This window comes from Actinocatenispora comari, from assembly GCF_017312725.1.
In the GTDB taxonomy this organism is placed as follows: Bacteria; Actinomycetota; Actinomycetes; order Mycobacteriales; family Micromonosporaceae; genus Actinocatenispora; species Actinocatenispora comari.
This window is the reverse complement of sequence record NZ_BOPO01000107.1, coordinates 63,246-75,430: the sequence shown is the minus strand read 5'-3', so window position 1 is coordinate 75,430 and position 12,185 is coordinate 63,246. Positions and strand designations below refer to the sequence as shown.

The 12,185-nt window shown below is 74.5% G+C and carries 10 protein-coding genes and 1 pseudogene; 9 read left to right on the top strand and 2 right to left on the bottom strand.

The window, feature by feature from the left end; translation table 11 throughout:
* From NUM_RS25560 to NUM_RS25540, 5 genes and pseudogenes are all read left to right on the top strand, one after another.
* A pseudogene (locus NUM_RS25560) lies at positions 1 to 463 on the top strand (hypothetical protein); the annotation flags it as partial.
* A 34-nt stretch (positions 464 to 497) separates the two neighbouring features.
* On the top strand, positions 498 to 1,676 hold the full coding sequence (locus NUM_RS25555) for an exo-beta-N-acetylmuramidase NamZ family protein (protein WP_207127467.1): 1,179 nt from the start codon (positions 498 to 500) through the stop codon (positions 1,674 to 1,676).
* Positions 1,677 to 1,769: 93 nt separating this feature from the next.
* Positions 1,770 to 2,678: a MurR/RpiR family transcriptional regulator gene (locus NUM_RS37730; protein WP_263975143.1), complete on the top strand. Its 909-nt coding sequence runs from the start codon at positions 1,770 to 1,772 to the stop codon at positions 2,676 to 2,678.
* A gap of 96 nt (positions 2,679 to 2,774) precedes the next feature.
* Positions 2,775 to 3,752, top strand: coding sequence for a GNAT family N-acetyltransferase (locus NUM_RS25545; protein ID WP_225918849.1), 978 nt, complete (start codon positions 2,775 to 2,777; stop codon positions 3,750 to 3,752).
* Between the two features lie 43 nt (positions 3,753 to 3,795).
* Positions 3,796 to 4,488: a PIG-L deacetylase family protein gene (locus tag NUM_RS25540; protein WP_207127465.1), complete on the top strand. Its 693-nt coding sequence runs from the start codon at positions 3,796 to 3,798 to the stop codon at positions 4,486 to 4,488.
* A 210-nt stretch (positions 4,489 to 4,698) separates the two neighbouring features.
* Here NUM_RS25540 and NUM_RS25535 read toward each other — a convergent pair whose 3' ends face one another.
* The gene (locus NUM_RS25535; RefSeq protein ID WP_207127464.1) at positions 4,699 to 5,592 is read right to left on the bottom strand and encodes a GNAT family N-acetyltransferase; all 894 of its coding nucleotides are present in this window, start codon (positions 5,590 to 5,592) and stop codon (positions 4,699 to 4,701) included.
* 414 nt (positions 5,593 to 6,006) lie between these two features.
* On the opposite strand from NUM_RS25535, the gene NUM_RS25530 reads away from it, so the two are divergent.
* The 4 genes from NUM_RS25530 (at position 6,007) to NUM_RS25515 (ending at position 11,650) form a co-directional block, all read left to right on the top strand.
* Positions 6,007 to 8,052, top strand: a complete 2,046-nt coding sequence (locus NUM_RS25530) for a serine/threonine-protein kinase (RefSeq protein WP_207127463.1) — start codon at positions 6,007 to 6,009, stop codon at positions 8,050 to 8,052.
* Positions 8,053 to 8,152: 100 nt separating this feature from the next.
* A complete protein-coding gene (locus NUM_RS25525; RefSeq protein WP_207127462.1) occupies positions 8,153 to 9,127 on the top strand; it encodes an N-acetylglucosamine kinase in 975 nt (324 codons plus the stop codon).
* A gap of 75 nt (positions 9,128 to 9,202) precedes the next feature.
* Positions 9,203 to 10,324, top strand: a complete 1,122-nt coding sequence (locus NUM_RS25520) for a dipeptidase (protein ID WP_207127461.1) — start codon at positions 9,203 to 9,205, stop codon at positions 10,322 to 10,324.
* 150 nt (positions 10,325 to 10,474) lie between these two features.
* Entirely contained in the window at positions 10,475 to 11,650 is a 1,176-nt protein-coding gene (locus NUM_RS25515) for a hypothetical protein (protein WP_207127460.1), read from the top strand.
* A gap of 106 nt (positions 11,651 to 11,756) precedes the next feature.
* Here the strand turns inward: NUM_RS25515 and NUM_RS25510 are convergent, their stop codons facing one another.
* Positions 11,757 to 12,176: a rhodanese-like domain-containing protein gene (locus NUM_RS25510; protein WP_207127459.1), complete on the bottom strand. Its 420-nt coding sequence runs from the start codon at positions 12,174 to 12,176 to the stop codon at positions 11,757 to 11,759.
* Positions 12,177 to 12,185 lie beyond the last annotated feature (9 nt).

Genomic DNA, 12,185 nt, shown 5'->3' with positions numbered 1-12,185 from the left:
CGGCGACCGCGGCTGGCGGCTGCCGGCCGGCCGGGTCGCGCTGGTCGGCGCGCTCGGCGGCCTGGAGCACGACCTGCTGCCGGCGCTGCGGGCGGCCGGTGCCGAGGTGACCGTGGTGGACAGCGGCAGCGACCCGGCCGCGGTGGACGCCGACCTGGCCGCCGCCGCAGCGGCCGACCAGACGATCGTGGTGAGCCGCAACGCGACCCGCTGGCCGGGTCAGCGGGCGCTGCTCGCCGGGCTCGCCGCGGCCGGGCACCGGTACGTTCAGCTGGCGCTGGTCGGGCCGTACGACGCGGGGCTGGCGACGGGCGCCACCGCACGGTTCCTGACCTACGGCGACTGCGCGGTGTCCCGGGCGGCGCTGCTCGCGGTACTGACCGGGGCCGCGGTCGGCGGTGGCCGGCTGCCGGTGGACGTACCGGGGCCGGACGGCGCGATCGCGTTCGCCCGGGGCTGTTGAGACGCACGGTGGAGATCCGAACGGGGAGTGGACGATGACGGCGGTACGGACCGGGGCGCAGCGGCTGTGCGCCGACCCGAGCCTGGCGGGGCCGGGCAGACCCGGCCTGGTGACCAACTACACCGGGATCCTGCCGAACCTGGATTCCACGGTGGACGGTGCGGTGCGGGCCGGGGTGCCGCTGGTGGCGCTGTTCGGCCCGGAGCACGGGGTGCGCGGCACGGTGCAGGCCGGCTTCAGCGAGCCCGAGGCGATCGATCCGGGCAGCGGCCTGCCGGTGTACGACACCTATCTCAAGTCCGGCGCCGACCTGGACGCGCTGCTCGAATCCTCCACAGTGGACACCCTGCTGTACGACCTGCAGGACATCGGCACCCGGTTCTACACGTACGTGTGGACGATGTTCGACGTGATGGTCTCGGCGGCGCGGACCGGCAAGCGGTTCGTGGTGCTGGACCGGCCGAACCCGGTCGGCGGCGTGGTCACCGAGGGGCCGTGGCTGGCGCCGGCGTTCGCGAGCTTCGTCGGCCGGGTACCGATCCCGATCCGGCACGGGCTGACCGTCGGTGAGCTGGCCCGGTTCCTCAACGCCGACGCGGTCCCGGCCGCCGCGGGCCGCCCGGTCGAGCTGGACGTGATCACCATGGACGGCTGGCGGCGCGAGCTGTACGCCGGGCAGACCGGGCAGCCCTGGGTGATGCCGTCGGTGAACATGCCGACGGCCGACTCCGCGCTGGCCTACCCCGGTACCGGGCTGTTCGAGGGCACCAACCTGTCCGAGGGGCGCGGTACCACCCGGCCGTTCGAGCTGATCGGCGCGCCCTACGTGGACGACCGGTTCCTGCCCGCGCTGCGGGCGCTGGACCTGCCCGGGGTGGCGTTCCGGGACGTGTGGTTCGCGCCGATGTTCCACAAGTACGCCGGCGAGACGGTACGGGGGGTGCAGGTACACGTGACCGATCCGGCCCGGTTCCAACCGGTGCGTACCGCGGTCGGGATGATCGGCGTGCTGCGCCGCGAGTACCCGGACGCGTTCGGCTGGCGGGTCGCCGACAGCGGCGCGGAATCGTTGGGGCACCGGCACTTCGTCGACCTGCTGTGGGGAAGCGACGAGCTGCGGCAGGCGGTCGACGCCGGCGTCGACCCGCTCACCCTGGTACCGGCGGTGTCCGCACCGGCCGACTGGGCCGGCGACCACCTGCTCTACTCCTGACCCGACCGCCGGCGCGGTTCTCCACCAGAAGTAGGAATGCACGGACAGTTTCGGGGCCTAGTCTGTACGGCTGCGCGGATCGAGGAGGTGGCGGTGACAGGTAGTGGGGAGCCGGCGGGACGGGCCGCGCGCCCGGCCGGGGTGCTGGCGCACATCCGGACGCTGTTGCCGTCGATGGCGCCGGCGGAACGCCGGGTCGGCGAGGCGGTGCTGGGCCAGCCGTCGGTGGTGGTCGGCCGCACCATCACCGAGCTGGCCGAGTCCTGCCACACCTCCGAGACGACGGTGATCCGGTTCTGCCGTACCGTCGGCTTCCGCGGGTACCCGGAGCTGCGGTTGACGCTCGCCACCGAGTTGGGCCGGGACGCTGCCCGCGGGGACGGGCACAAGGAGCTCGGCGCCGACATCGGCCGCGCCGACTCGCTGCGCGAGGTGGTCGAGAAGATCGGCTACGCGGACGCCCGCGGGGTCGAGGACACCGTGACGCAGCTGGACCTGGATGCGCTGGCCAAGGTGGTCGACGCGGTCGCGACCGCGGACCGGATCAACCTGTTCGGCATCGGCGCGAGCGGGTTCGCGGCGAACGACCTGCAGCGCAAGCTGTACCGGATCGGGCGCAACGCGTTCTTCTTCGCCGACCCGCACGACGCGCTGGTCGCCGCCGCGCTGCTGCGGCCGGGCGACGTGGAGATCGGGCTGACCCACACCGGTACCACGGTGGAGACGGTGAACGTGCTGCGCGAGGCGCGGCGGCACGACGCGGTCGCGGTGGCGATCACCAACAACGGCGGCGCGCCGGCGGCGGCCGAGGCGGATCTGGTGCTGACCACGGCGGCGCGGGAGACCACGTTTCGCTCCGGCGCGATGGCGAGCCGGATCGCGCAGCTGGCGATCGTGGACTGCATCTTCGTCGCGGTGGCCCAGCGCACCTACGACGACACGCTGGACGCGTTGCGGTTGACGTTCCGCGCCGTCGACGACGTTCGTACCAAGAAGTCCTGACCACCGGGTCGCCGGCGGCCGGGTGCGGCCCGGAACACCGTCGGAAGGTTATTGACCATGAGCCTTGCTGGTAGGTAGTTTTCCAACAAGAGTTCGATGGACCGGGGAGTGAACGGCGCGATGGCCACGGTGCGGGAGTTTCGAGTCGGCGACGGCGAGCGGCTGGTCGAGGCGTGGCGGCGCAGCCTGCCGTACGACCCGGTGACCCCGGAGCGGTTCCGCAACCTGGTGCTGCTGGACGTCAACTTCGACCCGCACGGGCTGCGCGTCGCCGTCGACGGCGACGCGATCGTCGGTGCCGCCTACGCCGTGCGCCGGACCACCGCCATGGTCGGCGCCGATCTGGAACCGGGCATGGGCTGGCTGCCGTTCTTCTTCGTCGCCCCCGAGGCGCGCGGCAACGGAACCGGCGCGGCGCTGCTGGACTCGGCGCTGGACTTCCTGCGCGGACACGGAGTGTCCACAGTGGAGTTCGCCGGCTACACGCCGAACTACATCGCGCCGGGGCTGGACGCCGCCGCGTACCCGGAGGCGCTGAAACTGTTGCAGCGCAAGGGCTTCAACACCAGGTACGAGGCGGTCGCGATGGACCGCAGCCTGGTCGACTACACGCTGCCGGACGAGATCCGCGCGCGCGTCGCGGCGCTGACCGCGGCGGGCTACCGGTTCGGTACCCCGTCCGACGACGACCTGGTCGAGCTCGTCGCGCTGGCGGGCAACCACTTCAACCCCGACTGGGCCCGCGCGATCCGGGAGTGCGTGGCCACCGGTACCCCGACCGACCGGATCGTGTGCGCGCACGAGCCGGGCGGTGCGCTGGTCGGCTGGGCCCAGCACGAGGCGTACGAGGGGGTGACCGAGCGGTTCGGCCCGTTCGGCGTGCTGGAGGCGCGGCGCGGCACCGGCCTCGGCAAGATCCTGCTGCACCTGACGCTGGAACGGATGCGGGCGCTCGGCGCGCACAGCGCCTGGTTCCTGTGGACCGGCGAGAAGTCCGCCGCCGGTCAGCTCTACCTCAAGACCGGCTTCACGGTCACCCGGCGCTTCCAGGTGATGCGCGCCGAGCTGTCCTGAGCACGACGCGAACCGCAGAACCGTACGACCCGTAAGGAGAACGATGTCTCGGACCGTGCTGGCGATCGGTGGCCACATCGGAGACATGGACCTGACCGCCGGTCCGCTGCTCGCCACCTACGCGCTGAACGGGGACAGCACCGCCATCGTGGCGCTCACCCCCGGCGAGCGCGGGCATCCGCGGATCGGGCCGGACGAGTACAAGAAGCAGAAGATCGCCGAGGGTTCCGCGTTCGCGCAGCACATCGGCGCCGAGTTCCACGTCTTCGACGACCAGAGCGACGGGTTCCTCGCGCCCACCGAGGAGCTCGCCGGCCGGGTCGCCGACCTGATCCGGCAGCTCAAGCCGGACGTGCTGATCGCGCACTGGCCCAGGAGCATCCACACCGACCACACGCACGCGTCGACCCTCGCCGAGCGCGGCCGGTTCCTCGCCGGGCTGCCGATGGAGCACCCGCTGCCGCGGCACGGCGTCTCCCGCTTCCTGTACGCGGAGAACTGGGAGGACGCCGAGGGCTTCACCCCGTCGGTGTACGTACCGATTCCCGACGAGGCGTTCACGCGCTGGCGCGAGGCCATCGGCGGTCAGGCGTTCGCCCGCGGCGAGACCTACGGCTTCCGCTACATCGACTACTACACGGCGATGATGAGTGCCCGCGGCTGCCTGTGCGGCCACCAGCGCGCGGTGGCCCTGGCCACCGGCACCGGCGGCCACCAGGTACTCGACCTGCCCTGACGATCCCCACCGCCAGGGCCCACCAACCCCCTGCACGCCGGGCCGCGCCTTCCCCGAGGCGCGGCCCGGCGCGTCGCATCGCCGCCGTGACGCGTGGGGCTGCCGTGACGCGTGGGGCTGCCGTGACGCGTGGGGCTGCCGGGACGCGTGGGGCTGCCGGGACGCGTGGGGGCCGCCGGCGGAGCCGGCGGACCCATGCCGGTCGCGCGGTCAGATCTCCTTGCGGTAGAGCCAGAAGATGCGGTCGACGCGAGCCCCGACGGTACGCGAGTAGAACGGGATCGGCCCCACCCAGCCGATCTGCGCCGAATCGAGGCCGGCGTCGCGTTGGGCGGCGAGGCAGCGGCGCAGCAGTACCTTGCCGAGGCCGAGGTTGCGTGCCTCCGGATCGGTGCCCATCGGGCCGAACCAGCTCGGCCGGTTCGCGCCGTGGCCGGCGAAGGCGAGCACCGCACCGTCCCGCCAGGCGACGTGACAGCCGGCGCCGGGTGCCAGCACGGACTGCTCGATCTCCCAGGCCCAGGTCGCGTTGAACACCCGCTCCGCCCAGGCACGCAGCGTCGGCAACTCGCGCGGCGTCGCCTTCCGGATCGCGACGCCCTGCGCGGCAAGGCGTTCCTCATCGTCCACTGTGGACAGATCCGCGGTGGTGAGGTCGGCGACCATGTTCTGCGCGGTGCGGAACCGCTCGTACCCGGCCGCCTCGACCAGGCAGATCGCCGGCGTGTAGCGCACGTCGATGCCCGGCCAGGCATAGCACGGCGGGTTGCCCATGAACCGCAGCTCGCGCGCGCCGAACCCGGTGGCAGCCTGCTCGGCGGCGCGCAGCAGCGCCGTCCCGATGCCGCGCCGGCGGGACCCGGGGTCGACCGCCAGCAGGTCGACGTGCGCGACGGTGGAATCGTTGCCGTTGCGCGACACCAGCACGACACCGGCATCGCCGGCGCGCAGCCAGACGGTGTGCCGGCCGGCCGGTGGGGTCGACAGCCGGGTCAGGATCTCCGCGGCCTCGGCGCTGTCGAAGGTCAGGGCCCGGGCGGCGAGCGGGGCGAACCCGGCCGGGTCGGGCTCGACGGCGGTGACCGCCGGTACCGGATCTGCCATGGCTGCTCCATCCTCGCGGGCGGGTTGCGCGACCGTGCCGAGCGGGTCGGCCGCGCGCCGATCCTACTGAGCGCACCGGCCACCGGCGGTTCCCGGCCCGGCGCCGTCCCGAAGTCCGCGACACGAGTCCGCGACACGGGGCCGTGACACGAAGCCGCGGGACGGGGCCGCGGGACGGGGCCGTGACACGAGGCCGCAGGACGGGGCGGTGACACGAGGCCTCGGAGCGGGGCCGTGACACGAGGCCGTGACTGGCCGGGGCCGGCGCATCGAAGCGCGGGCGGCCACGTGGCTGCGTGGCCGCAGGGGGCGTTCGCCGCGCCGGTCGGCCGCCGCGCCGGTGGGATCGCCGTACCTCTCCGCGAATACGTACGCTGTGCGGCAACAGGGGCGAGACCGGACGACGGGGGGATCGTGGCGGACACCAGGTTGCCCGGCCGGTCGATCGCGAACCGGTACCGCCTGGTCGAGGAGCTGGGTGGCGGCGGGTTCGGCCGGGTCTGGCGGGCCCGGGACGAGGCGCTCGACGCCGAGGTGGCGCTCAAGCAGGTGTGGCTGCCGCCGGCCGCGTCCGCCGCGGACCGGGCCGAACGGCTGTCCCGGGCGCAGCGCGAGGGTCGGCATGCGGTGCGGCTGCGCGACCATCCGAACATCGTCACGGTGTACGACGTGGTCACCGACGACGAGGCCCCGTGGCTGGTGATGCGGCTGGTGGAGGGGGTCTCGCTGCGGCAGCGGCTGGAGACCCGGGGCCGGCTGACCGAGCCGCAGGTGGTGCACCTGGCGCAGGGGCTGCTCGCCGCCTTGACCGCCGCGCACGCCGCCGGCGTGGTGCACCGGGACGTCAAGCCGGCCAACGTACTGCTGTCCACCGCCGGCGAGGTGCTGCTCACCGACTTCGGCATCGCGGTACACGCGGCCGACGCGACGCTGACCGCGCCCGGGATGGTGGTCGGCTCGGCGGCCTACACCGCACCGGAACGGCTGCTCGGGGCGGTCGACGGCGCACCCGGCGACCTGTTCTCGCTCGGCGCCACGCTGTACGAGGCGGCGACCGGTGCGGGCCCGTTCCACCGCGAGCTGCCCGCTGCGGCGATCCATGCGGTCCTCAACCTGGAGCCGGACCCGCCGGCCGTGTCGGCACCGCTGCAACGGCTGATCACCGGGCTGCTCGCGAAGGACCCGGCCCAGCGGCCCACCGGCGCGGCGGCCGCCGAACTGGTCGCCGGTCTGACCGCCCGGCCGGTCCCGGTGGCGCCGCCCGCCGCCCCCGGCACGACGCTGCCGAGGACGAAGCCGCTCCCGCCCGCGGCGGCCGGAGGCGCCGAGGGCGGGCCGGCGGGCGCCGGCGAGCAGCCGGCGGACGGGCTCGCCGGGACGCCGGGAAGCGGCGACAGGTCCACGAACCCCGCGAAGCCGGCCGGTTCCGGCACGCCGGCCGCCGGAACGCCCGGTGGAGCGGCGGAGCCGAGCGGGTCCGACGGACCCGGCGGCGGGAACCCCGACGGTCCGGAGCAGTCCGGCGGGCCGGTGACCTCCGGCGCCGCCGGAGAGTCAAGCGGCGGGAAGCGCGGCGGCCCGGAGAAGTCCGGCCGCGCCGGGAAGCCGGGCGCTGGGAAGCGCGGCGGCCCGGAGAAGTCGAGCCGCGTCGGGAAGCCGGGCGGCGGGAAGCGCGGTGGTCCGGAGAAGTCCGGCGTCGGGAGGCCGGGCGGCGGGAAGGCCGGTGGGTCTGCGAAGGCCGGAGAACCCGGGCGGGTCGCCGGGAAGCCGGGCGGGCCCGAGAAACCGGGCGGCGTCGGTGAGCCAGGCGGCGGAAAGGCCGGCGCGGCGGGGAAGTCGGGCGGGTCTGCGAAGTCGAGCGGATCTGCGAAATCGGGTGGGTCTGCGAAGACGCGCGGGTCTGCGAAGTCGGGCGGGTCTGCGAAGTCGGGCGGTGCGGCGAAATCGCACGGGGCGGCGAAGGACGGCGCGGGTGGGAAGGCGGGCGGCGGCGGGAAGAAGGGCGGGCCGAAGAAGGGCGGCGCGTCCGGACCGGCCCGGCCGGTACCGCCCGCGCCGGATCCGTCGAGCAGTCCGGAACCCGCTGACCGGAAGCCCGGCGACGCGGACGCCCCCACGCCGAACGGCTCGGGTTCGTCCGGGTGGAAGATCGTCGTGGCGCTGGTCGTGGCCGGTCTGCTCGGCTGGCACTTCTACCTGACCAACGCGCGGGAGGCCAAGGTCGGCGAGTGCGTCTGGGTGGACCGGGCCGATTCGGCCGGCGAGTCCGACCACTGGTACCGGCAGCCGTGCACGCTCGCGGTGCCCTGGTCGACGAACTACCTGGTCCTGCAGCGGGCGAACCCGCTGCTGCAGGAACGGTGCCCGGCCATGTACCACCTGCGCGAGGTGGTGCCGATCACCTGGGCGGGGACCAAGGACGAGGCCGCGGTGACGCTCTGCCTGGGCGAGCGCGACTGAGCGCGGCGAGGGCCGGCGCGGTGCGGTACCGGCGTCCGGGCGGTACCGGCCGGGTACCAAGATGGTCCGGGTGCGCGCGACACGACCCTGGGGAGGCGGCATGTCCGAACCGCTGGTGCTGGGCGCCGACGTCGGCGGTACCAGCGCCAAGGCGGCGCTGATCGATGCCACCGGCCGGGTGCTCGGCCGGGGCCGGGCGGCCGGCGGCAACGTCAACTCGTCCGACGGCGATCCCGCCGGCAACATCGGGGCGGCGCTGCGCGAGGCGCTCGGCGACCACGACCCGGCGCGGGTGGTGGCCGGCATGATCGGCCTGGCCGGCTCGGCCGCGGTACCGGACAAGGCGCGCCGGGTCGCCGACACCGCGTGGCAGCGGGCCGGGCTGGCCGGCAGCCCGAGCGTCGGCACCGACCTGGACATCGCGTACGCGGCGGGCGCCACCGGCGGCGACGGGGTGCTGCTGCTCGCCGGTACCGGTGCGGTGTCGGCGGCGTTCACCGACTACCGGTTGACGAAGCGGTGCGACGGGCTGGGTTGGCTGCTCGGCGACGAGGGTTCCGGGGTGTGGCTGGGGATCGAGGGGCTGCGGGCGGCGGTCGCCGCGCTGGACGGCCGTGGCCCGGGCACCGCGCTGGCGGCGGCGATGGTGGCGCGGCTGGCGCCGGACTCGCCGACCGGTGATCCGCGGCAGGATCTCGTCGCGGCCGCCTTCCGGGTGTCGCCGGCCCGGCTCGGCGAGCTGGCGCCCCTCGTGGTGGCCGCCGCGGTGGAGGCGGATCCGGTGGCGGAGCGGATCGTCACCGCCGGCTGCACCGCGCTGGTGCGGACCGCCTCGGTGGTCGCGGACCGGCCGCGGTGCCTGGTGCTGGCCGGGTCGCTGCTGACCACGCCCGGCCTGGTCGCGCAGCGGGTGCGTACCGACGTGACGGCCCGGTTCGGGGTCGAGCCGGTGGCCGCGCCGGACCCGGTGGCCGGCGCACTGCTCGCCGCCCTCCGCGCCGCCGACCTCCCGGTACCGCCGGACCTTCCGGCCCGGCTCCGCGCCGCCCTCGACACCGCGCCCCAGCAGCATTGATCATGGTGTTGGCGAGCGGGCACCCGCGTGCAGGGCAGGCGACATCATGATCGACACGGCAGGGGTACGGGCACGGTGACGGAGACGACGAAGCGGGTGCTGGCGGCGGCACCGGTACTGGACGGGCACAACGACCTGCTGTGGACGCTGCGGGAGCGGTGCGGGTACGACTTCGACCACACCGACCTCGCGGTCGACCAGAGCGGCACCGGGCTGCACACCGACCTGCCGCGGCTGCGCGCCGGCGGCGTGGGCGGCCAGTTCTGGTCGGTCTGGGTGCCGTGCAGCGAGCCGCACCCGGTGACCGCGACGCTGGAGCAGATCGACGCCGCGTACGCGATGGTCCGGCGCTATCCGGCCGATCTCGCGTTCGCCACCACCGCCGACGAGATCGAGCAGGCGATGGCCGCCGGCACGGTCGCGTCGCTGCTCGGCGCCGAGGGCGGGCACCAGATCGGCAACTCGCTCGGCACCCTGCGGATGCTGCACCGGCTCGGCGTGCGCTACCTGACCCTGACGCACAACGACAACACCGACTGGGCCGACTCCGCGACCGACGAACCGGTACACGGTGGGCTGACCGACTTCGGCCGCGACGTGGTCCGGGAGATGAACCGGCTCGGCATGCTGGTCGACCTGTCGCACGTGTCGGCGCAGACCATGCACGCCGCGCTCGACGTGTCGCGCGCGCCGGCGTTCTTCTCGCACTCCAGCGCCCGCGCGCTGTGCTCGCACCCGCGCAACGTGCCGGACGACGTACTGGCCCGGGTCGGTGCCGGCGACGGCGTGGTGATGGTGACGTTCGTACCGGGGTTCCTGACCGAGGAGTGCCACGCCTGGATGGACGCCGCGACCGCGGAGGAGGCCCGGCTCGGCGCCGCCGATCCGGGCGTCGGCGCCGCCGACCGCGCCGAGCTGAAGCCGTGGCTGGACGCGAACCCGCGCCCGCCGTGCACCGTCGCCGACGTCGCCGACCATGTCGAGCACGTCCGCGAGGTCGCCGGGGTACGGGCGGTCGGGCTGGGCGGTGACTTCGACGGCATCGTGGCCACCCCGGACGGTCTGCCCGACGTGTCCGGCTACCCGGCCCTGCTCGCCGAGCTCGCCGACCGCGGCTGGTCCGAGTCCGAACTCGCCGGCCTGACCAGCGGAAACGCCCTCCGCGTGGTCCGCGAGACGCTCGCCGTCGCGGGCTGACCGCCTCGCCGCCGCGCGGATCGAGCGCTCGTCCCCGCGCGGACCGAAGATCCGCCACCGCGGATCGTGGTCGTCGGTGGCGTGCGCCGGCCGGTCGGGGTGCCGGTATGAGCATCGGCACGCGTGTCCGGTACCCGCGGGGTGGCCGGCATGAGTGATGCTGCAAGCATGGCGGAACGTCGTGACCCCGGTGTGTTCACCCGGATGCGGGCCGCGTTGCAGGGCGAACGGAACGCGGCCACCCTGGCGGCGCTGCGCGATGCCGGCACCGCGGTGTACGAGGAGCTGACCCACGTCGACGCCGACCCGGACGGCAAGACCGGCTGGCGCGGTACGACCGGCAGCTGCTCGCACGCGCTCGCCACCTGGAACGCGTACGCGCTGCAGACGCTCGGCGAGACCCTGCTGGACGCCGACGACGTCGACTCCGGCTTCGTCCCGCCGGCCACCTTCGACCTCGCCTGGCGCTGGCTCGGCCAGGTACAGCCCTGGTTGAGCCGGGCCCGCCAGGCCCGGTCGAGCACCAGTTACGACATCCGGGAGGAGCTGGCGCTGCCGGCCGAGCAGACGTCCTGGCCGGCCGAGCCGGTGACCCCGTCGCACCTGCGCGGCCTGCTGGACGCCGAGGTACGGCTGCGCGAGCGCGCCGAGTACTCGGTGTTCGCGCTGGACAAGCAGAAGCGCCCGCCGTACGCGGATGCCGACATGGAACGGTTGCACCAGTTCGCCGCGATCGCCGGCGCCGCGGCCGACTACGCCCGCGCGCTGACCGGCGCGGTACGGGAGCCGACCACCGACCGGATCGCGGTGGTCAACCTGCGCCAGGCGCTGTCCGGCTGGTACCAGATCGGGCAGCTCACCGCGTTCCCGAAGCTGCTGCGCGACCTGCGGCTGCCGCGCGAGCACGCCCGGTTCGACCTGTCCCGGCTGCCCGGCGGCGACCGGTTCGACCCGTGGTGCCTGACCGACGAGGCGACGTTGTCGACCTGGCAGGCCGACCCGGCCGCGGTGCACGCGCTGACCGCGATGTGGCAGGCCGACCCGGACCCCGCGGCCACCCTGCAGGTACGCGCCGAGATCGACCAGGCGGTCGCGGACGGCGCGATCGTCCGGGTGTTCCTGCCCGGCAAGGTGACCTGCTTCCACCGCTGCCCGTGGTCGTCGATCTACGAGGTACGCCGCGCGGTCACCATCGCCGGCCGCCGGTTCGGCATGCTGCAGCAGTTCGCGCTGGACGTCTCCGCCGACGAGATGTACTGGGGCCGCCCGTTCGTCCGCCGCCTGGTGCTCGGCCCGTTCCAGATCAACTCCCCGACGCCCCGCTGACCCCAGCCGTGCGACCGCGCCGCGGGTGCTCGGTCGCGACGGCCCGGACCGCGGGGAGACCGTGCGGATGCCGGCCGTACCCGCTCCGGGTCGCCGCCGCTGCTCGTCAGCAGGCGCAGGCGATGCCGGCCGGGGCGGTGAGCGGGTCGGCCGGCCGGACCACGTCGCCGGCCGCGGTGGCGACCGGGAACCCCTCGCGGGTCCAGTACTCGATGCCGCCGAGCATCTCGCGCACCGCGTAGCCGAGCCGGGCGAACTCGGCCGCCGCCCGGGTGGCGCCGTTGCAGCCCGGCCCCCAGCAGTACGTGACGACACTGCTGCCGGCCGGCACCAGCGCACCGGCACGCGCCGCGATCTCGGCGGTCGGCAGGTGTACCGCGCCGGGGATGTGCCCCTGTGCCCACGAGTCGTCGCTGCGGCTGTCGATCAGGACGAAGGCGTCGGTGCTGCCGCCGAGGGCGGCCCGGACGTCGCTGACGTCGGTCTGGAACGTCAACCGGGCGGTGAAGAAGTCGAGTGCGTTCACCCCCGAAAC